The 19,796-nt window shown below is 73.2% G+C and carries 17 protein-coding genes and 2 pseudogenes; 8 read left to right on the top strand and 11 right to left on the bottom strand.

What is annotated here, in order from left to right:
* Positions 1-25: 25 nt before the first annotated feature.
* Positions 26-1,792, bottom strand: a complete 1,767-nt coding sequence (locus OO48_RS22815) for an ABC transporter ATP-binding protein (protein ID WP_033219264.1) — start codon at positions 1,790-1,792, stop codon at positions 26-28.
* 228 nt (positions 1,793-2,020) lie between these two features.
* Here OO48_RS22815 and OO48_RS22810 point away from each other — a divergent pair, with 228 nt between their 5' ends.
* Both OO48_RS22810 and OO48_RS22805 read left to right on the top strand, forming a co-directional pair.
* The gene (locus OO48_RS22810; protein WP_033219262.1) at positions 2,021-2,533 is read left to right on the top strand and encodes a SigE family RNA polymerase sigma factor; all 513 of its coding nucleotides are present in this window, start codon (positions 2,021-2,023) and stop codon (positions 2,531-2,533) included.
* A gap of 29 nt (positions 2,534-2,562) precedes the next feature.
* Positions 2,563-3,882 (top strand): LCP family protein, encoded by a 1,320-nt coding sequence (locus OO48_RS22805; RefSeq protein ID WP_051732533.1) that lies wholly within the window; start codon positions 2,563-2,565, stop codon positions 3,880-3,882.
* Positions 3,883-4,055: 173 nt separating this feature from the next.
* Here OO48_RS22805 and OO48_RS22800 read toward each other — a convergent pair whose 3' ends face one another.
* Positions 4,056-4,712, bottom strand: a complete 657-nt coding sequence (locus tag OO48_RS22800) for a phosphotransferase family protein (RefSeq protein ID WP_051732531.1) — start codon at positions 4,710-4,712, stop codon at positions 4,056-4,058.
* Between the two features lie 299 nt (positions 4,713-5,011).
* Here OO48_RS22800 and OO48_RS40070 point away from each other — a divergent pair.
* Positions 5,012-5,521 (top strand): annotated as a pseudogene (locus OO48_RS40070) (carbohydrate binding domain-containing protein); the annotation flags it as partial.
* A gap of 234 nt (positions 5,522-5,755) precedes the next feature.
* Positions 5,756-6,676, top strand: a complete 921-nt coding sequence (locus tag OO48_RS40065) for a chitinase (protein WP_245194766.1) — start codon at positions 5,756-5,758, stop codon at positions 6,674-6,676.
* Between the two features lie 92 nt (positions 6,677-6,768).
* Here OO48_RS40065 and OO48_RS22790 read toward each other — a convergent pair whose 3' ends face one another.
* From OO48_RS22790 to OO48_RS22775, 4 genes are all read right to left on the bottom strand, one after another.
* Positions 6,769-8,112, bottom strand: coding sequence for a GH1 family beta-glucosidase (locus OO48_RS22790; protein ID WP_033219258.1), 1,344 nt, complete (start codon positions 8,110-8,112; stop codon positions 6,769-6,771).
* Between the two features lie 71 nt (positions 8,113-8,183).
* Positions 8,184-9,026 (bottom strand): carbohydrate ABC transporter permease, encoded by an 843-nt coding sequence (locus OO48_RS22785; protein WP_033219256.1) that lies wholly within the window; start codon positions 9,024-9,026, stop codon positions 8,184-8,186.
* Complete coding sequence (locus tag OO48_RS22780; RefSeq protein WP_245194761.1) at positions 9,023-10,015, bottom strand: carbohydrate ABC transporter permease; 993 nt, start codon at positions 10,013-10,015, stop codon at positions 9,023-9,025. The genes OO48_RS22785 and OO48_RS22780 overlap by 4 nt, the downstream gene beginning before the upstream one ends.
* 4 nt (positions 10,016-10,019) lie before the next feature.
* A complete protein-coding gene (locus OO48_RS22775) occupies positions 10,020-11,330 on the bottom strand; it encodes an ABC transporter substrate-binding protein (protein ID WP_033219254.1) in 1,311 nt (436 codons plus the stop codon).
* Between the two features lie 143 nt (positions 11,331-11,473).
* On the opposite strand from OO48_RS22775, the gene OO48_RS22770 reads away from it, so the two are divergent.
* A complete protein-coding gene (locus tag OO48_RS22770; protein WP_033219253.1) occupies positions 11,474-12,709 on the top strand; it encodes an ROK family transcriptional regulator in 1,236 nt (411 codons plus the stop codon).
* Between the two features lie 244 nt (positions 12,710-12,953).
* Here OO48_RS22770 and OO48_RS22765 read toward each other — a convergent pair whose 3' ends face one another.
* Entirely contained in the window at positions 12,954-13,388 is a 435-nt protein-coding gene (locus OO48_RS22765; protein ID WP_033219248.1) for a MarR family winged helix-turn-helix transcriptional regulator, read from the bottom strand.
* A gap of 92 nt (positions 13,389-13,480) precedes the next feature.
* Here OO48_RS22765 and OO48_RS22760 point away from each other — a divergent pair, with 92 nt between their 5' ends.
* On the top strand, positions 13,481-14,434 hold the full coding sequence (locus OO48_RS22760) for a quinone oxidoreductase family protein (protein ID WP_033219246.1): 954 nt from the start codon (positions 13,481-13,483) through the stop codon (positions 14,432-14,434).
* Positions 14,435-14,693: 259 nt separating this feature from the next.
* Here the strand turns inward: OO48_RS22760 and OO48_RS22755 are convergent, their stop codons facing one another.
* On the bottom strand, positions 14,694-15,545 hold the full coding sequence (locus OO48_RS22755; RefSeq protein WP_033219244.1) for a helix-turn-helix domain-containing protein: 852 nt from the start codon (positions 15,543-15,545) through the stop codon (positions 14,694-14,696).
* Positions 15,546-15,722: 177 nt separating this feature from the next.
* Complete coding sequence (locus OO48_RS22750) at positions 15,723-16,118, bottom strand: cupin domain-containing protein (protein ID WP_033219242.1); 396 nt, start codon at positions 16,116-16,118, stop codon at positions 15,723-15,725.
* A 52-nt stretch (positions 16,119-16,170) separates the two neighbouring features.
* Here OO48_RS22750 and OO48_RS22745 point away from each other — a divergent pair, with 52 nt between their 5' ends.
* Positions 16,171-17,163 (top strand): GlxA family transcriptional regulator, encoded by a 993-nt coding sequence (locus tag OO48_RS22745; protein WP_033219240.1) that lies wholly within the window; start codon positions 16,171-16,173, stop codon positions 17,161-17,163.
* 68 nt (positions 17,164-17,231) lie between these two features.
* Here OO48_RS22745 and OO48_RS22740 read toward each other — a convergent pair whose 3' ends face one another.
* Positions 17,232-18,929, bottom strand: a complete 1,698-nt coding sequence (locus OO48_RS22740) for an LCP family protein (RefSeq protein WP_342449659.1) — start codon at positions 18,927-18,929, stop codon at positions 17,232-17,234.
* A 256-nt stretch (positions 18,930-19,185) separates the two neighbouring features.
* Positions 19,186-19,473 (bottom strand): annotated as a pseudogene (locus OO48_RS39010) (arginine deiminase family protein); the annotation flags it as partial.
* Positions 19,474-19,681: 208 nt separating this feature from the next.
* Here OO48_RS39010 and OO48_RS40775 point away from each other — a divergent pair.
* On the top strand, positions 19,682-19,796 hold a 115-nt coding region (locus tag OO48_RS40775; RefSeq protein WP_167346471.1), incomplete at its 3' end, for a biotin carboxylase N-terminal domain-containing protein.

Genomic DNA, 19,796 nt, shown 5'->3' with positions numbered 1-19,796 from the left:
TCCTGTTCGGTGGTGGGAGGTCGGGTCAGGCGAGCTGGGCGGCCTGCAGGCCGGCGTACGGGCCGCCGGTGCGCAGGAGTTCCGAGTGGGAGCCGATCTCGGCGATCCGTCCGTCGTGCATGACGACGATCCGGTCGGCGCCGCGGATGGTGGACAGGCGGTGGGCGACGACGAAGACGGTGCGGCCGCGCACCAGGCGGGCCAGGGCCTGCTGGACGAGCGCCTCGGAGCGGGAGTCGAGGGCGGAGGTGGCCTCATCGAGGATGAGCACCCGCGGGTCGCGGATCAGGGCGCGGGCGATGGCCAGGCGTTGCTTCTGACCGCCGGACAGGCGGGCGCCGCGTTCGCCGACCACGGTGTCCAGGCCGTCGGGGAGGCGCTCGATGAACTCCATGGCGTTGGCGTCGCGCAGGGCGGCCAGCACGGTCTCCTCGGGGACGTCCTTCATGCCGTAGGTGACGTTCTCCCGGATGCTGCCCTCGAACAGGATGGACTCCTGCGGGACGACGGAGAGGAACTTGCGGTAGGAGCGCAGGTCCAGTTCCTCCATGTCGCGGCCGTCGAGCAGGATCCGGCCCTCGGTGGGGCGCAGGAAGCCGATCACCAGGTTGAGGACGGTGGACTTGCCCGCGCCGGACGCGCCGACCAGGGCGATGGTCTCGCCGGGGCGGACCGAGAGGTCGAAGCCGGTGACGGACGGGGCGTCCGCGCCGGGGTAGCTGTGGCCGACGCCCTGGAAGTCGATCCGGCCGGTGACGCCGGCGACGTCCGCCTTGCCGGAGTTCTCCTCCAGGTCGGGGGCCTGGAGCACCTCGCCGGCCGAGCGGACCGAGGCCAGGCCCTTGCCGAGCTGCGGGGTGAGGGTGAGCAGGGTGGTGACGGAGCCGGTGAGCGAGGAGAAGTAGGCGCTGAGCATGACGACGGCGCCGGGGGTGACGTTCAACCAGCCGTAGTAGGCGACCAGCGCGGAGCCGGCCAGGCACCCGACGCCGATCGAGTTGAGCAGGATCCAGGACATCGAGCCGAAGCGGCCGTTCAGCAGGTCCAGGCGCAGGCCCGCGTCGAGGACCCGGCCCAGGGTGCGGTCGACCCGGCGCAGCGCGGTGCGCTCCAGGCCGTGCGCCCGGGTGATCGGGATCAGGGTGGTCATCTCGCCGATGCGGGAGGACAGTTGCTCGACCTCGCGGCGGAAGGACTCGTTCTGGCTGCGCAGCCGCTCGCGCAGCCGGACCACCAGCAGGGCGCTGGCCGGGACGAGGACCAGGAAGACCGGCAGGAAGGCGGGGGTCTGGACGGCGATGACGACCAGGCCGCCGAGCAGGGTGGCGATCGCGGCCAGGCCGTTGTCGGCGGTCTGCTGGGAGGCGGTCTCGATGCCCTCGACGTCGCGGATCACCTTGGCCTGCAGGACGCCGTCGCTGACCCGGGAGTGGTAGCCGATGGACAGCTGCTGCATCCGGTGGCACAGCGCGGAGCGCAGCCGGGTGCCCATCCGGCGGATGGAGCCGTGCATCCAGTGCACGTACAGCATGTGCAGGGGCAGGTTGAACAGCAGGATGACCAGCAGGACGGCGGAGTTCCACCACAGCACGGATATGTCGCGGTGCTTGACCACGACGTCGACGATGTTGGCGGTGATCAGGGGCAGCAGCCAGACGGGGGCGTGCTTGGCGAAGAAGACGCCGACCGCGCCGAGGACCCGGGCGCGGTCGGGGCGGAAGAGGAACAGCAGGGTGCGGACGGGGTGCTCGCCCCGGTAGCGGTGGCTGAGCGATCCGTCGGGCAGGGCCATGGGGGGACTCCAGTAAGGGGTACGAGCAGGCGGTGCCGTCCCATCCTTCCAGCGGGCGGGGGCCCTCGGACTGTCCGCAACCGGACAGTGATACTCCACTGACGGGCGTGTCCTCCGAACGCTCCGGGTCCGGTCCGGACCCGGGTGAAACATCGCGGGGCCCCCGCACCGTCATAGGGCGGATCGGTCGAGGGGAGACGAGAAGTGGGCAGTGGTCGGCGGGCCGCCATGGAGGACGAGTTCGTCGCGTTCGCGACGGCCCGGTCCGGGCAGCTCTACCGCTCGGCGTACTTCCTCACCGGCGGGGACGCCCACCTGTCGGAGGACCTGGTGCAGGACACCCTGGGGCAGATGTACGCGCACTGGCACCGGCTGCACCGGCCGAGCTGGGCCGGGCGGATCGACAACCCGGCCGGCTACGCGCAGACCGTGCTGGTCCGGGCGTACCTGTCGCACCGGCGGCGGCGCAGCAGCAGCGAGCGGCCCAGCCAGGCGCTGCCGGAGGTCGCGGAGGACGGGCCGGACTCGGCGCTGCGCCTCGCGCTGGTCGAGGCGCTGGCCCAACTCCCGCCCCGCGACCGGGCGGTGGTGGTGCTCAGGTACTGGGAGGACCGCAGCGTGGAGGAGACCGCGGCGATCGTGAAGGACAGTTCGGCGGCGGTGCGGACCAGGTGCTCGCGGGCGCTGGCCAAGCTGCGCGGGCTGCTGGGCGGGGACCTGGCGGAGCTGGTGGCGCGATGAATCCGGGACGCGACGGACGGAGGGGTGCGGTGGACGGCGGGGCGAACGGCGCGGTGCGCGGCGGGGACGGCGAGGACGGAGAGTTCGAGGTGCAGTTGGGGGCGGCCTTCGGGCTGACGGGCGGCGGACCGGAGCCGGAGGTGACGGCCCGGCTGGTCGACGGCGGACTGGCCGAGGGGCGCCGGCTGCGGCGGGCCAGGCGGCGGCGCACGGCGCTGCTGGCGGGGGCGCTGACCGCGGCGGTGGTGGTCGGCGCGGGGGCGCTGGCGCTGCCGCGCGACCTGCCCGGGCAGCGGACCTCGGCGGTGGAGCTGGCGCACTCGGGCCAGGACCCGGCGCCGCAGCCGGCCGACGGGGTGACGCTGCTGCTGGTCGGCACCGACAGCACCCTGGACGCGCAGAGCGGGCCGGTGCCGGAGGACCTGCGCCGCGGCGGCCTGCACAGCGGCGACCTGCACAGCGGCGCGGCGGGCCGGGCGGACGTCACCGACACCCTGATGCTGGTGCACATCCCGGCGGGCGGCGGCGAGGTGCGGCAGCTGTCGCTGCCCCGGGACCTGCTGGTGCCGGGCCCCTTCGGCAAGGAGGTGGAGCTCGGCGGGATCTACTCGGACGCCGAGAGGCTCGCGGTGCAGAGCCTGAACGGGGACGGCGGGTCGGACGAGGCGCTGCGCACCCGCGCCCGGGAGTCGGGACGGCTGGCGCTGCTCAAGTCGGTCGAGCAGCTGACCGGCGTCCGGGTGGACCACTACGCGGAGGTGTCGATGGTCGGCTTCTACCGCGCCGCGCGGGCTCTCGGCGGGATCCCGGTCTGCCTGAACCGCGCGGTGGACGACCCGCTCAGCGGGGCGAGCCTGCCGGCCGGGCGGCAGGAGTTGGGGGCGGCCCAGGCGCTGGCCTTCGTCCGCCAGCGGCACGGCGTCGGCGACGGCTCCGACCTGGTGCGCACCCGGCGGGCGCAGGCGCTGCTGGCGGGGGTGGTGGAGAAGCTGCGGACCGGCGGGGTGCTGTCGGACGCCTCGAAGCTGTCCGAGCTGTACCGGTCGCTGGACGGCGCCGTGGTGGTGGACCAGGGCTGGAACCCGGTGGACTTCGTCCGCCAGGTGCCGGCGCTGGCCGCCGGGAAGGGCGTCTTCCGGACGCTGCCGGTGGTGCCGGACGGCGGCACCGGCCTCCGGGCGCCGACGGGCGCGGCCCGCGAACTCCTGACCGGCGGCGACCCGGCGGCGCCCACCCCCTCGGAGCCGTCCGCCGCCCTCGCCTCCCCCTCCCCCACCGCCGCCACCACCGGCATCGCACCGCGCGCGCCGGAGCCGGTGGAGCTGGGCGGGGTGCCCTGCGTGGACTGACGGCGGAGCGGGCGGAGACCCCCGGTTCCCGCGGATCGTCCGCTTCCAGCGGCTGCGCGCTTCCCCTCCGGCCGATCAGCCGCTCGTGCGCCGGCGGTACCGGCTGCGGGGAGGCGTCGCGGAGGTTCCCGGGTCACGGTTCGACCAGCCCGTCGACTCCCTTGCCCACGGCCTCAGTCGAGCGGCGTCCAGCCCCAGGGCCGGGATCCGTGCTCGCCGAGCAGGCAGGCCAGCCGGTAGCGGGCCTCGGGGCGGTGGCGCGGGTCGGTGCCGGACTGCTGCAGCGCGTAGCAGGTGAGCCTCAGTTCGCGCAGGTCGCGGAGCAGCGGGTAGGCGGGCGACTCGGTGACGTGGGCGCCGTAGGCGGCGCAGAACGCGGCGTACGTCTCGGGCGGGACGGTGCCGAAGGTGTGGTGGCCGACGGCGGTGGTGGTCAAGTCCCATTCGACCGGGCCGAGCGCGGTGCGTTCGAAGTCCAGCAGGTGGGCGGTGGTGGCGGTGACCGCGAGGTTGCCGCTCCAGGCGTCGCCGTGGACGACGCGCGGATCCCTTGCGGCGAGGGCGAGTTCGCGCCAGGCGGTGCGCAGTTCGGCGAGCCGGGCGCGCAGCCGGCGGCGGTGCGGCTCGTCCAGGCCGGCGGCGTCGATCCGGTCGGGGAGGCGGACGAACGGGTCCAGGGCGGGCAGCGGGGCCCGCGGCGGCGGGAGCCGGTGCAGGCGGCGCAGGGCGTTCTCGCCGGCCCGGATCAACTCCGCTCCGGCGCTGGGTCGTCCGGCGGCGGCGCAGGCCCCGGCGAGCAGGACGGCGGGGATCGGGTGCGCCACGTCCACGTCTGGGCTCGTTCCGCTCGGCGTCCGGGGGCGGGCCCAGTCTGCGCCGGGGCGGTCGCGGGCAGGGAGGGCGTACGGGGGCACGGGCGCGCCCGGCGCCCCGCTCCGGACCGGCGACCCTTCCCCGGGTGGTCCAGACCCTCGCTATTGGTCCAGACCTATTGACGCCCTCTGCCCCCGCTCCTACGATCCGGCTGGGCACAACCCCCCACATGTCCCCACCTCACCCACAGCCCGGCACCGCGCCCCCACAGCGCTGGTCATGCCCATGACCAGGTGTTCGGCGGGAAGGGAGCACGATGTTCCGTCGAAGGTCGTACACGCCCGTGGAGCGCGCCGCGCAGGCGCCCCGGGCCAGCCACGCCCGGAGCGGCCCGAGCGCCGCCCGGCGCACGCTGGCCGGGGTCAGCGCCGCCGCCGTGATCGGCGCCGGCCTCGCCGTGGCGGGCTCGGTCACCGCCTCCGCCGACGTCGCCAACCTGATCGCCAACCCCGGCTTCGAGAGCGGGCTCGGCAACTGGACCTGCACCGGCAACTCCGGCTCGGTCGTCAGCACCCCGGTGCACGGCGGCACCTCCGCGCTCAAGGCCACCCCCACCGGCCAGGACACCGCGCAGTGCTCGCAGACCGTCAGCGTCCAGCCGAACTCGCAGTACACCCTGAGCGGCTTCGTCCAGGGCAGCTACGTCTACCTCGGCGCCACCGGCACCGGCGTGAACGCCTCCACCTGGGCCCCGGGCAACGCCTCGTACGGCCAGCTCAGCACCACCTTCTCCACCGGCGCCTCCACCACCTCGGTGACCGTCTTCGTGCACGGCTGGTACGGCCAGCCCGCGTTCTACGCCGACGACCTGGTGCTCAGCGGCCCCGGCGGCAGCGGCAGCCCGTCCCCGTCCACCAGCGCGCCGACCTCGCAGCCGCCCACCTCGCAGCCCCCGACGTCCCAGCCGCCGACCTCGCAGCCGCCGACGTCCCAGCCGCCGACCAGCAACCCGCCCGGCGGTGACGTCACCTGCCCGACCAAGCCCAAGCCGGCCGGCAAGGTGCTGCAGGGCTACTGGGAGAACTGGGACGGCGCCTCCAACGGCGTGCACCCGGGCCTCGGTTGGACGCCGATCACCGACAGCCGGATCGCCCAGCACGGCTACAACGTCATCAACACCGCCTTCCCGGTGATCCTGTCCGACGGCACCGTGCTCTGGCAGGACGGCATGGACACCGGCGTCAAGGTGGCCACCCCCGCCGAGATGTGCCAGGCCAAGGCCAACGGCGCGACCATCCTGATGTCCATCGGCGGCGCCGCCGCGGGCATCGACCTCAGCTCCAGCGCGGTCGCCGACAAGTTCGTGGCGACCATCGTCCCGATCCTGAAGAAGTACAACTTCGACGGCATCGACATCGACATCGAGACCGGCCTGTCCGGCAGCGGCAGCATCGGCACCCTGTCCGCCTCGCAGTCGAACCTGATCCGCATCATCGACGGCGTCCTCGCCCAGATGCCGGCCGGCTTCGGCCTCACCATGGCGCCCGAGACCGCGTACGTCACCGGCGGCAGCGTCACCTACGGCTCCATCTGGGGCTCGTACCTGCCGATCATCAAGAAGTACGTCGACAACGGCCGGCTGTGGTGGCTGAACATGCAGTACTACAACGGCTCGATGTACGGCTGCTCCGGCGACTCCTACTCGGCCGGCACCGTCCAGGGCTTCACCGCCCAGACCACCTGCCTCAACAACGGCCTGACCATCCAGGGCACCACCGTCAAGGTCCCCTACGACAAGCAGGTCCCCGGCCTCCCGGCCCAGCCGGGCGCGGGCGGCGGCTACATGGCCCCCAGCCTGGTCTCCCAGGCGTACGGCTCCTTCAACGGCCAGCTGAAGGGCCTGATGACCTGGTCCCTCAACTGGGACGGCTCGAAGGGCTGGAGCTTCGGCGACAACGTCAAGGCCCTCCAGGGCCGCTGACGCCCCGCGGTCGGCGGGGAGCCCGGACAGGGGCAGGGCCCCGGGAGCGTCGGCTGCTCCCGGGGCCCTGCCCCTCCTGCCCGTCGGGGCCGTCAGGCGCGGGCGCGGTGGGCGGCGATGAGCTGGGCGTAGCGTTCGCCGCTGGACTTCACGGTGCGGGCCTGGGTGTCGTAGTCGACGTGGATCAGGCCGAAGCGCTTGTCGTAGCCGTAGGCCCACTCGAAGTTGTCGAGCAGGGACCAGGCGAAGTAGCCGGCCAGCGGGGCGCCCTTGGCGACGGCGCGGGCGCAGGCGGCGAGGTGGGACTCGAGGTAGGCGGTGCGCTCGGGGTCGTCGACGCGGCCGTCGGCGGTGACGGTGTCGCGGTAGGCGGAGCCGTTCTCGGTCACGTAGATCTCGCGGACGCCGTAGTCCTCGGTGAGGCGCAGCAGGAGCTCCTCGATGCCGGGGGCGTGCACCTCCCAGTCCATGGCGGTGCGCTCGGGGTTGGGGCCGGGGACCTGGCGGAAGTTCGGGACGGGGCCGGTGGGGTCGTCGGCGACGATCTGGCGGAAGTAGTAGTTCAGGCCGACCCAGTCGAGCGGGGCCGAGATGAGCTCCAGGTCGCCGTCCCGGACGGGCAGTTCGACGCCGTAGAGGTCGACCATGTCCTGCGGGTAGCCGCGGCCGAGGACCGGGTCGAGCCACCAGCGGTTGATGTGGCCGTCGGCGCGCAGGGCGGCGGCGAGGTCGGCGTCGGACTGCGAGGCGGGCTCGATGGTGGAGAGGTTGTTGACGATGCCGATCCGGGCGCCGGGGACGGCGGCGCGCAGCGCCTGGACGGCGAGGCCGTGGCCGAGGTGCAGGTGGTAGGAGGTGCGGACGGCGGCGGTGAGGTCGGTCAGGCCCGGGGCCATCTTGCCCTCCAGGTGGCCGATCCAGGAGGAGCAGAGCGGCTCGTTGAGGGTGCACCAGTCGCGGACCCGGTCGCCGAGGCGCTCGGCGACCACGGCCGCGTACTCGGCGAAGCGCTCGGCGGTGGAGCGCTCGGGCCAGCCGCCGCGGTCCTGCTGGGCCTGCGGGAGGTCCCAGTGGTAGAGGGTGGGGAAGGGGGTGAGGCCGCGCTCCAGCATGCCGTCGACCAGGCGGTCGTAGAAGTCGAGGCCGGCCGCGTTGACCCTGCCGTCGGCCAGCGGGACGACCCGGGGCCAGGCGATGGAGAAGCGGTAGGCGTCCAGGCCGAGCGAGGCGGCCAGGTCGAGGTCCTGCGGCCAGCGGTGGTAGTGGTCGCAGGCGGTGTCGCCGGTGTCGCCGTTGTCGACCTTGCCGGGGGTGTGCGAGAAGGTGTCCCAGATCGACGGCGCGCGGCCGTCGGTGCTCGCGGCGCCCTCGATCTGGTAGGCGGCGGTGGCGGCGCCCCAGCGGAAGTTGGCCGGCAGCGCGTCGAGGTGGTTCACGGGGGGTCCTTTCGAGGGTGGGGGGGCGGCGGGCCTGACGGGGCGTCAGTTGACGGCACCCTGACGGTGCCTCACTTGACGGCGCCTGCGGTCAGACCGGCCACCAGGTAGCGCTGCAGCAGCAGGAATCCGGCAACCACGGGGAGGCTGACGACCAGCGAGGCGGCCATCACCTGGTTCCAGTAGACGTCGGTCTGCGTGGCGTACCCCTGGAGCCCGACGGCCAGCGTGCGGGTCTGGTCGTTGGTCATGACGGAGGCGAACAGCACCTCGCCCCAGGCGGTCATGAAGGCGTACACGGCGACCGCGATGATGCCGGGCAGGGCGGCGGGGACGATGATCTGCACCAGGGTGCGGATCGGCCCGCAGCCGTCGACGGCGGCGGCCTCGTCGAGGTCGCGCGGGATGGAGTCCAGGTACCCGGCCAGCATCCAGATGGAGAACGGCAGCGAGAAGGTCAGGTAGGTGAGGATCAGGCCGCCGCGGCTGCCGTACAGCGCGATGCCGGTGGAGTTGCCGATGTTGACGAAGATCAGGAAGAGCGGCAGCAGGAACAGGATGCCGGGGAACATCTGGGTGGACAGCACGGTGATCGTGAAGATCTTCTTGCCGCGGAAGCGGTAGCGGCTCACCGCGTAGCCGGCCAGCAGCGCGATCAGCACGGACAGGCCGGTGGCCGAGCCCGCGACGATCAGCGAGTTGGTGAAGTACTTCGCGAGCGGGACGGTCTTCCAGATGTCGACGTACGGCCGGAAGGTCAGGTGGCTGGGCATCCAGCGCCACGGGCCCTGGACGTCCTGGAGCGGCTTGAGCGAGGAGCTCAGCATCACCGCGACCGGGGTCAGCGTGAAGACGGCCAGCACCAGCAGCACGATCCGGCGCAGCCAGCGGAAGGAGGCGGGCGGGTTGATCATTCTGCGTCCCCCCTACGGCGGTTGGTGGCGAACAGGTAGACCGCGGTCACCAGCAGCAGGAACAGCAGCAGCAGGACCGACATCGCCGAGCCCTGGCCGAAGTTCCAGGTGATGAAGGAGGACTGGTAGATGTGGATCGAGATCAGGTCCGCGGCCTGCGGGGCGGACTTGCCGAACAGCACGAACGGCGTGTTGAAGTCGTTGAAGGTCCACAGGAAGAGGACCAGCACCAGCACCAGGTTGACCGGGCGCAGCGAGGGCAGGGTGATCCGGCGGATCTGCTGCCACACGCCCGCGCCGTCCAGCGCGGCGGCCTCGTACAGCTCGCGCGGGATGTTCTGCAGGCCCGCGGTGAGGGTGAGGAAGGCGAACGGCCAGGACTTCCAGACCGAGACGGTCAGCAGCGCCCAGAAGCTGTTGTCGCCGATCAGCCAGAACGGCTTGTCGCTGGTCAGGTGCAGCTGGTCGTGCAGCACGTGGTTGATCAGGCCGGTGTCCCGCTGGAACATGAACGACCAGGTGATCACGGCCGCGAACACCGGCAGCGCGTACGGCAGCATGAACGCCGCGCGCAGCAGGCCGCGGCCGCGGAAGGCGTCCTGGGTGAAGACCGAGGCGGTGACGCCGATCAGCCAGGACAGGCCCACCGACAGCACGGTGAACATGCAGGTCACCCAGAACGAGTGCAGCAGCGCCTTGCCGACCGGGGCGTTGAACTCCAGCGCCACCTTGAAGTTGTCGAGACCGGACCACGGGGCGGAGGACCAGTCGCGGATGAAGAACTGGGTGAGCTGCTTGAACGCCATCACGATGCCGGTGACCATCGGCACCAGGTGGATCAGCAGTTCGGCCAGCAGGGCCGGGAGCAGCAGCAGGTAGGGCAGTGCGCCGCGCCCGAACTTCTCGCGGAAGCGCCGGCGGGCGGGGGCCGCCCCCTGCGGGGCGGCCTCCTTGCCGACGGCCTGACGGTCGATCACTTTCTCGGGCACGGCGTCAGCTCGCCGGCATCTGCTGCTGGGCCTTGGACAGCTCGTCCTTGACCGTGGCCTCGGTGACCGGCTTGCCCGCGGCGGCGGACGCCAGCAGGTTCTTCACCGCGGTGCCGATCAGCGTCTCGAACTGGCTCTCGGTGGGGACCTGCGGGAGCGGCGCGGCGCTCTTCTGCAGGACGCCGGCGAGGGTCTGCAGCTCCGGGGTGGCGAACGCGGCGTCGGACTGCGCGGCCTTGACCGGCGGCAGCGAGCCGTAGGTGCCGTTGAGGGTCTTCTGCTCCTCGTCGCTGGTCATGAACTTCACGAAGTTCAGGGCGCCATCGAGGTTCTTGGTGTTCTTGAAGACCGCCATGTTGATGCCGGCCACCATCGAGGTGGTGGCCTTGTCGCCGGTGGCGCCGGCCGGGGCCGGGACGGGGACGACGCCGTAGTCGTCCGGGTTCATGCCGTGCGACTTGAGGTTGGCGCCCGCGGACTGCCACATCAGCATCGCGGCCTTGCCGGTGGCGAAGTCGGTCACCGACTGGTTGGCGGCGTACTCGGCGTTGCCGGGGGCGGCGATCTTGTCGTTGGCGATGAAGTCCACGTACTGCTTGACCGCGGCGACCGCCTCCGGGCTGTCGAACTGCGGCTTGCCCGAGGCGTCGTAGAAGCCGGTGCCGTGCTGCATGCCCAGGGTGAAGGCGTGGTGCACGTTCTCCGAGACGTTGCCGCCCTCGATCGCCAGGCCGTACTTGTCGCCGCCGGTCAGCTTCTTGCCGTCCTGGACCAGCTCCTCCCAGGTGGCGGGCGGGTTGGCGATGCCGGCCGCCTGGAACAGCTTCTTGTTGTAGTAGAGGCCGTAGGCCATCGAGTACAGCGGCACGGCGGCCGGGTCCTTGCCCTTGGCGCCGGCCGAGGCGATGGTCGACTCCAGGAAGCGGTCCTTGCCGCCGATCTTGTCGAAGGTGGCCTGGTCGAACGGGAGCAGCGCACCGGTGGCCTGGAGGGAGGCGGACCAGGTGTTGCCGATGTTCAGCACGTCCGGGCCCTGGCCGGACGCGGTGGCGGCCAGGATTCTGTTCAGCAGGTCGGACCAGGGGATGACTTCGAGGTTGACCTTGATGCCGGTCTGCTGCTCGAACTTCTTGAGCTCGGGCTCCAGCACCTGCTTGTCGTTCTCCAGGCTGCTGCCCTGGTTGGAAGCCCAGTACGTCAGGGTCTTCGGGCTGGAGTTGCTGCCGCCGCCGCTGTCGCCGCCGCCACAGGCGGAGGCGGTCAGAACGATCGCGGCGGTCAGGGCGAGGGCGGCGGAGATCCGGTGGGTGCGCATGGGAGGAGCCCCTCTCGGGCTGTCGTCTCGTGGGGGTGAAGAAGCATGTGGAACTGCTTACTTCACGCCGAGATTTAACGTCTGAGAAAAGTAGACGTCAAGAGGCGCGACGGCGTAGATTCTGCAACGAAGAAGGGAAACCGATGACACCGCGAGGTAAGCAGACCGTTCGCGACCTGCGCCGGAGCAGCCGTTCCACGCTACTTCGACACCTGTACTTCCACGGTCCGCTGAGCCGCCAGGAGCTGGGCACCGCGACCGGACTGAGCGCCGGATCGGTCAGCAACGTGACGGGCGAGTTGCTCACCGACGGGCTGATCGAGGAGTGCGGGTCCGTCGAGTCCGACGGCGGCCGCCCCCGCATCCTGCTCCGCGTCGCGCCCGGTCAGGCCCACCTGGTCGGCATCGACATCGGCGAGACCCAGGTCCGGGTCACCCTGTTCGACCTCGCGCTGACCGAACTCGCCTCCGCCGACCAGCCGTTGCTCGCCGCGCACGACCCCGAGCGGGTGGTCCGGATGATCGCCAGCGGCCTCGACCAGGTGCTCACCGCCGCCGGCGTCCCCGCCGAGAACGTGCTCGGCATCGGCATCGGCGTCCCCGGCATCGTCGAGCAGGGCACCGGCGCCGACCCCGGCGCCGACACCGTCGTGTACGGCCAGACCTTCGGCTGGGACGCCGTCCCGTTCGGCCGGATGCTGCGCGAGCACACCCCGCTGCCGCTGTACGTCGACAACGGCGCCAAGACCCTCGGCCAGGCCGAGATGTGGTTCGGCGCCGGACGCGGCAGCCGGCACGCCGTGGTCGCCCTGTTCGGCTCAGGCGTCGGCGCCTGCGTGATCGCCGACGGCGTCCGCTTCCGCGGCGCGACCAGCTCGGCCGGCGAGTGGGGCCACACCAAGGTGCACGTCGGCGGCCGCCCCTGCCGCTGCGGCTCGCGCGGCTGCCTGGAGGCGTACGTGGGCGCCGAGGCGCTGGTCGAGCGCTGGGACGGCACCGTGCCCGGCACCAGCGAGAAGGCCGGCCTGGCGGCACTGCTGCGGGCCGCCGAGGACGGGCAGCCCGGCGCCGTCGCCCTGCTCGACGAGGCCGCCGAACTGCTCGGCGCGTCCATCGCCGACCTGGTCAACCTGTTCAACCCCGAACGGATCGTCATCGGCGGCTGGGCCGGACTGCTGCTCGGCCCCCGGCTGCTGCCCGCGATCGGCGAGGCCGCCACCCGCCACGCCCTCGCCTACCCCCGCTCCCGCACCACCATCACGCTCTCCGACCTCGGCCCGGACGCGGTGACGCTCGGCGCGGCGACGCTGCCGCTGACCCACTTCCTGGACAGCGGCGGCGAGATGCCCGACCACCTGGCGGCCGTCGCCGCCGTCTGACCGACCCGGCCGCCCCGGCCGACCGGCTCCGGCCCGGTCGCACCGACCCCGTCCCGCCCGCGCCCCGTCCCGCTCAAGACGGCGCGGGCGGGACGGTTCACCTCACGGGGGCGGCCCGCCTCGCGGGACGGTTCGTGCCGTGGCCGAAAACGACCCCCCGGAGGCCGTCCGCACCGCCCGCGGCGGCGCCCAGGTCCGCCCGCTGCCGCCGGGCGCCGGTCCGGCGGCCGGTTCAGCGGCCGGTTCAGCGGCCGGTGAGGAGCTTGCCGACCAGGGTGGTCAGCTGCTCGCGTTCGGCCGGGGTGAGGGGGGCGGTGAGGTCGGCGTTGGCCCGGCGGCCGAGCTCCTCCGCCTCGTGGAGCAGGGTGCGGCCGGCGGCCGAGAGGGTGATCAGGTTCTTGCGGGCGTCCCGGGGGTCGCGTTCGCGGGTGACCAGGGCGCGGGACTGCAGTTCGTTGAGCGCGGCGACCATGTCCTTGGGGTCGATCCGGACGGTGCGGGACAGCTCGGCCTGGGCCAGCGGGCCGTACTCGGCGAGGGCGCAGAGCACCGCGTGGTGGCCCATCCGCAGACCCGCCTCGGCGAGGCGTTCGGCGACCAGGCGGTGGGCGAGCGCACCGGCCCGGCCGAGCAGCCAGCTGGGCAGGGACTGGAGGCGGGTGAGCGCGGGATCGTCCATGGCCGGAATCCTACCCCCGAAAACGTTGGACATCCCAATGAATCGCGGGCTACCGTTGGGGCGTCCAATGACTTCTCGAAGGGCCTTCCCCCATGCGCGAGTTCACCCAGCACAGCTACGACGGCCCGGCCGGCCTCCGACTCCGGGAGGCCCCCGAACCGACCCCCGGCCCCGGCGAACTGCTGGTCCGGGTCGAGGCCGCCGGGCTCACCCTGCCCCTGCTGCGCACCCTGCGCGGCCACGGCCGGGCCCCGCTGCCGCACTCCCCCGGCGGCGACCTGGTCGGCCGGGTGCTCGCGGTCGGCGAGGGCGTCACCGCCCACCGCCCCGGCGACCGGGTCGGCGGCATCGCCTTCTCCGGCGCGTACGCCGAACTCGCCATCATGCGACCGGAGTTCGTCACCCCGGTGGCCGAGGAGGTGCCCGCCCCCGAGGCGCTCGCGGTGGTCCGCGGCGGCCTGGTCGCGCTCGCCGCGCTGCGCACCGGCGCGCTCGCCCCCGGCGAGTCCGTGCTGATCACCTCGGCGGCCGGCGGCGTCGGCCACCTCGCCGTCCAACTCGCCCGCGCCCTGGGCGCGGAGCGCGTGGTGGCCGCCGCCGGCTCCCCCGCCAAGGCCGACTTCCTGCGCGGTCTGGGCGCCACCGAGGTGGTGACCTACGCCGACCTCGCCGACACCGACGTCCTCGACGGTCTCGGACCCGTCGACCTGCTGATCGACAACGCGGGCGGCGAGATCCTGACCGCCGCCCACGCCACGCTCGCCCCGTTCGGCCGGCTGGTCGTCAACAGCGGCGCCGGCGGCACCCTCGACGCGGGCGCCCTGCTCCGCGGCATGCACACCGCCACCGGCCTCGCGATGGCCCGACTCTCCCGCCACCGGCCCGACTTCGTCGAAACCTGCCGCACCGACCTCTGGCACCACCTCGCCACCGGCGCCCTCCGCCCCGCCGTCACCGCCTTCCCGCTCCCCGCCCTCCCGGAGGCCGTCGCCCTGATGGAGCGCCGCGCGAGCCTCGGCAAGCTCGCCGTCGTCCCCACCGCCTGAACACCCGCGGCCGTCGCCCACGACGCCGTCCGACTGCTCGGCTCCCGCCCGACCGCGACCTGCTGCGCGAGTGCGAGGGCCCGACCTGCGACCTGGTCCACCCGGACACCTCGCGCGGCCGCCGCCGCTGGTGCTCCGCCTCCGCCTGCGCCAACCGCCACTACGTGGCGGCCCACCGCACCCACCGCGCCCGCCGCACCGGAGCCTCCGACTGACCGGCTGGCGCGCCGCCCCGCGGGCGCGGGCCGCGTCCCGGCGGTCAGGACTCCCGGGCCGCCGCGCGCTCGAACTCCTCCGCGAACTCCTGGATCCGCCGGCGGGTCGGGTCCGGCGCCATTCCGGCGGCCCGCGCCAGCCCGAGGGACCACTCGCACTTCTCGATCATCGCCCGGTCGTCGATCAACCGGCCGAAGTGCGGGCCCTCGACGTACACCATCGGCGGGCCGTCGAAGGAGGTGATCAGGCTGAGCGGGCCCGGCATCATGCCGTGCGCGCCCTCGCCGTACTCGATGATCTGGGCGACGAGCCGCCGCCGGTCGATCAGTTCGATGATGCGCCGGAGCTGCTTGGCCATGATCTCGCTGCTGCCGACCACCCGGTGGAACACCGACTCGTCGAAGATCACCCACAGGTGGGGGCTCTCCGGGTCGCCGAAGATCGCCTGCCGTTCCATCCGGCCCTCGACCATCTCGGCCAGCTCCGGCCGACCGAGCCGGCCGGCGGCCTTGAAGACCGCCTCCGCGTACTCCCTGGTCTGGATCAACCCCGGTACCACCAGGGGCGCGTACTCGGTGATGCTCTCCGCGAAGCGCTCGTACTCCGCGGCCTCGATGAAGTACTCGGGCACCTGCTTGCGCCGCTTGGCGATGATCCGGCCGTAGAGCCGCTCGAAGAACCCGCCCGTCTCGAACAGCAGGTCGAGCTGCCGGGACAGTTCGGCCTGCGGGCGCCGCGTGCCGTTCTCGATGAAGTCGAGGAGGAGCGCCGAGATGAAGACCCGCTCCGCGACCTCCTTCAGCGAGAGCCCCGCCTCCGTCCGCAGCCTGCACAGCTCGGCCCCGTAGTACTCCTCCGGCTTCCGCTCCGGGCCGGTCTCCGGGTAGTCGTCCATGGGTCACCTCTGCACGTGCCGGTTGTCGCGGTGGCTTGGTCCGCCCCCACGGTAGCGCCGCTGAGCGATGCCGGAGGCACGGACAGTGACCTTTCCCGGCGACAACCGGCCAATGCCGCAAGGATCATGACGGGTGGTCGGGCAGACGCGGCGGCGCGGACGCCCCCGGCGGGCGGCTCAGGAGCCGAGGAGGTGCCCGGTCGTCGCGTCCACGTGCGCGGGGACCTCGTCGTGGCGGTCGCCCACGGTCGGCGTCCCGGTCGGCTCGAACATCAGGATCGCGGCGCCGGACGCCGAGGACGGCCTGTGCCGCGTGCCGGCCGGAACGGTGAAGACCGAACCCTTCGGCAGCAGGACCGTGCGCTCGGCCCCGGCCTCGTCCAGGGAGATGCTCAACTCCCCTTCGAGCACCAGGAAGAACTCGTCGGTGTCGTCGTGGACGTGCCAGATGTGCTCGCCTTCGACCTTGGCCACCCGGACGTCGTAGTCGTTGACGCGCGTGACGATGCGCGGACTCCACAGCGCGTCGAAGGAGGCCAGGGCTTGCGAGAGGGAGATCGGCTGGTCGCTCATGCCCCCATCCTCGGCCTTCCCGCGCGGGCGACGTGAGTGCTAGGAATCGCACATGTCGAAAGAATCCTCGCAGCGGGTCCGCACGGCGGGCGTCCACCGGGTGGTCGTGATCGTGGACGAGAACTCGAACCCCTTCGAACTCGGCTGCGCCACCGAGGTCTTCGGCCTGCGCAGACCGGAGATCGGCCGCGAGCTCTACGACTTCCGGCTCTGTTCCCCCGAGCCCTCCACCGTGATGCGGGACGGCTTCTTCACCCTCACCGGGGTCGCCGGCCTGGAGGCGGCCGAGACCGCGGACACCCTGATCGTCCCCAACCGCCCCGACACCGACGTCCCCCGCCGCCCCGCCGTGCTGGACGCCGTCCGCCGCGCGCACGCCCGCGGCGCCCGCCTGATCGGCTTCTGCAGCGGCGCCTTCACCCTCGCCGAGGCCGGCGTCCTCGACGGGCGCCGGGCCACCGCCCACTGGCAGTGGGCGGACTCCTTCCGGGCCCGCTTCCCCGCCGTCCGCCTCGAATCCGACGTGCTGTTCGTGGACGACGGCGACATCCTCACCGCCGCCGGGAGCGCCGCCGCACTCGACCTCGGCCTGCACGTGGTCCGCCGCGACCACGGCGCCGAAGTCGCCAACTCCGTCAGCCGACGGCTCGTCTTCGCCGCCCACCGCGACGGCGGGCAACGGCAGTTCGTCGAACGCCCGATGCCCGACACCCCCGACGAGTCCCTGGCCCCCGTCCTGGCCTGGGCACTGGAGCGGCTCGACTCCCCGCTCACCGTCCAGGACCTCGCGGCCCGCGCGGCGGTCAGCCAGGCGACACTGCACCGCCGCTTCCGCACCCAACTGGGCACCACCCCCCTGATGTGGCTCACCGGGGAACGGCTCACCCTGGCCCGCCGCCTGATCGAACGCGGCGAACCGAGCCTGGAGACGGTCGCCCGCCGGAGCGGCCTCGGCACCGCCGCCAACCTGCGCACCCTGATGCGCCGCGAGACCGGCATCACCCCGTCCGCGTACCGGCGCCGCTTCGGGCCCGAGGCGAACTGACGGCGCAACTGGCGGCGCCGCCGAGACGGCCCTGCGGGCGAGACCGTCCGGGCGGGGCGTCGGCGGGGTCAGGGGGCCGAGTCGGGGACGTCCTTGCTGCGGTCGTAGGCCTGGACGGGGGTCATGCCGCCGAAGCCGGGGAGGGAGACGGTGTTCAGGTGGCCGACCTGGGCGCAGTCGCCGGCGTCGTCGGCGGTCTTGGCGTCGGCGCCCTTCAACGCGGTCGCCGGGTCGGCGGCGGGCGCCGAAGAACCGGTGCCGCCGGACGCGGCCTGGTAGCTGGTGCCGGTGGTCCAGTCGGCGCCGATCAACAGCTCGACCGAGGCGCCGTCCCCGGCCCGGACGGCGCCCTCGGGCAGGCCGAGCGCCGCCGCGACCTGCTTGGCCGCGGCCTCCTTGCCCGCCGGGTAGGTCACCGCGCTGTGCTCGGCGGTGACGCCGCTCCCGGTGGTGGTGTCCTTGGCGAAGCCGGCCTGCCGCAGCGCCTCGGCGATCGCCTTGGCCCGGCCGGTGACACCACTGCCGTTGCGCACCACGACGGTGGTCCCGCTCCGGGCCGGGCCGCTCTGCGCCGGGGGCGCCGCGGGGGCGGACGGGCTCGCCGGGGCGCCGGACGAGCCGCCGGCCGGGGCGCCGGAGGGGGCGTCCGCGGGCTTCGGGTCGCCGGTGAGCGGGCGGTCGTCCTTGATCAGCCGGAACAGGTCGGCCGCGCCCGGGCCGATCACCCGCCGGTCGGTGTCCGCCGGGTCGGGCACCACCTGCATGGTGGCGAAGGTGATCCGGTCGGAGGGCACCTTGCTGATGTCCTCGCCGAGGCCGACCAGCTTGGTGATGCCGTCCAGCCCGGGGTCGACGGTGAGCGCCTTGGTGGCGGCGTCGGCGAGCGTCAGCAGCTTGGCCGGGTTGGACAGCGTCCCGGCGCCCTTCAGCTGGCGGATCATCGAGCCGAGGAACAGGTGCTGGGCCGAGGACCGGCCGATGTCGGTGCCGTCCCCGAAGCCGTGCCTGGTCCGGACGAACTGCAGCGCCGCCATCCCCTGGAGGGTGTGCTCGCCCTTCGACAGCTTGAGGTGCGACTGCGGGTCGTACACGTTGTCGCTGACGCACACCGGGACGCCGCCCACCGCGTCCGACATCTTGATCACGCCGGTGAAGTCGACCTGCACGAAGTGGTCGATCGGGAGGTCGGTGAGCTTGCGCACCGCCGCCACGGTGCAGCCGGGGCCGCCCTGCAGGGTGGAGTTGATCATCCCGTGGCGCTGCGCCTTGAACACCGACTTGCCCGCGTCGTCCTTGCAGCCCGGCAGTTCGGTCCTCAGGTCGCGCGGGATGCTCAGCACCGTCGCGTTGCTGCGGTCCGCGGAGACGTGCAGCAGCAGGTTGACGTCGGCGTTGACGCCGCCGTCGCAGGCGCCGCCGCCGATGTCGCAGTCCTCCTTGCTGTCGCGCGAGTCGGAGCCGATCACCAGCACGTTGATGGGGGTGCGGCCGAAGGCGTCCGGCACCTCGTGCCCGGCGTCGCCGTCCTCGCCCCCGTACAGCTGCGAGTGCTTGATGTTGCCGTTCAGCCGGTAGTACAGGTAGCCGCCCGCGCCGACGGTCAGCACCAGCACCCCCGCCACCCCGTACACCAGCACCTTCTGCCAGCGCCGCATCCGCCGCCGGTCCCGCCGCCCCTGCTGCCGGGCCGCCGCCCGCCGCGCGGCCCGGCCGCCCGTCGGCACCTCCGCCGGCGCGTCCCCGGGTGTGCCCGCCGGGTCGTCCACGGGGGAACGGGGCGCCCGGCCCGCCGCCTGCCGCCTGGCCTCCGCCCGGCCGCCCGACCGCTGCCCGGGCACCGTGCCCTCGGACCCGTCGCCCGCCGGCTGGGCGGCCTCGGCCTGTCCGCGTATCACATCGCACCCCCGTGGCCCGGCCGTTCCGGGCTGTTCACCCCTATAGATGCACGGCCGCCCACAGGTGTTGCACGACTTTCCGAACACTTTTCCGACCCGGCCGCCCCGGCCGGAAGTCCACGGCCGCTCAGAAGTCCGCGGGCCCGCGGATCGGCGGGCAGGTCGTGCAGCGGCCGCCGCCGCGACCCCGGCCGAGTTCCGCGCCGACGATGGTGACCGCCTCGATGCCGTCCCGGCGCAGCAGCGCGTCGGTGGTGGTGCGGCCGTAGGTGACCACCACGCCGGGTTCGAGCGCGACGGCGTCGTCGCCGCTGTCCCGCTGCCGGCGCTCGGGGGCGTGGGCGTGGGCGTCACCACGCGCGCCGCTCCCTCTCGCGCGCCGCAGCCGGAACCGCCCTCCACCGCGCTCCACCACCGCCACGCCCCGGCTCGACGGATGCTCCAGGCCGGTGCCGCAGGATCGTCCACCACGGGCCGGTCCGAGGGGACCGGGCCCGACGGCCGACCTCCGGTGCCGAACGCGCCGTGGGCCTCCGCGACCAGACCGGCCGACACTGGAACAATTCGCACCGTCCGGAAAAGATCGCCCCGTCCGGGAAAGACACGAGGAGACGTCTGCAGTGATGCGCAAGGTGCTCGTCGCCAACCGCGGAGAAATCGCCGTCCGCGTCGCCCGGGCCTGCCGGGACGCGGGAATCGCCAGCGTCGCCGTGTACGCGGAACCTGACCGGGACGCGC

Source organism: Kitasatospora phosalacinea, from assembly GCF_000716545.1.
Classification (GTDB): Bacteria; Actinomycetota; Actinomycetes; order Streptomycetales; family Streptomycetaceae; genus Kitasatospora; species Kitasatospora phosalacinea.
Note: the sequence above shows the minus strand (reverse complement) of the source record. Positions and strands in the feature narration are given on the sequence as shown.

Bases quoted from the DNA above. Each gene is read 5' to 3' on its own strand.
- OO48_RS22815 (WP_033219264.1), bottom strand. From the start codon at position 1,792: ATGGCCCTGCCCGACGGATCGCTCAGCCACCGCTACCGGGGCGAGCAC.
- OO48_RS22810 (WP_033219262.1), top strand. From the start codon at position 2,021: ATGGAGGACGAGTTCGTCGCGTTCGCGACGGCCCGGTCCGGGCAGCTC.
- OO48_RS22785 (WP_033219256.1), bottom strand. From the start codon at position 9,026: ATGATCAACCCGCCCGCCTCCTTCCGCTGGCTGCGCCGGATCGTGCTG.
- OO48_RS22775 (WP_033219254.1), bottom strand. From the start codon at position 11,330: ATGCGCACCCACCGGATCTCCGCCGCCCTCGCCCTGACCGCCGCGATC.
- OO48_RS22770 (WP_033219253.1), top strand. From the start codon at position 11,474: ATGACACCGCGAGGTAAGCAGACCGTTCGCGACCTGCGCCGGAGCAGC.
- OO48_RS22765 (WP_033219248.1), bottom strand. From the start codon at position 13,388: ATGGACGATCCCGCGCTCACCCGCCTCCAGTCCCTGCCCAGCTGGCTG.
- OO48_RS22760 (WP_033219246.1), top strand. From the start codon at position 13,481: ATGCGCGAGTTCACCCAGCACAGCTACGACGGCCCGGCCGGCCTCCGA.
- OO48_RS22755 (WP_033219244.1), bottom strand. From the start codon at position 15,545: ATGGACGACTACCCGGAGACCGGCCCGGAGCGGAAGCCGGAGGAGTAC.
- OO48_RS22750 (WP_033219242.1), bottom strand. From the start codon at position 16,118: ATGAGCGACCAGCCGATCTCCCTCTCGCAAGCCCTGGCCTCCTTCGAC.
- OO48_RS22745 (WP_033219240.1), top strand. From the start codon at position 16,171: ATGTCGAAAGAATCCTCGCAGCGGGTCCGCACGGCGGGCGTCCACCGG.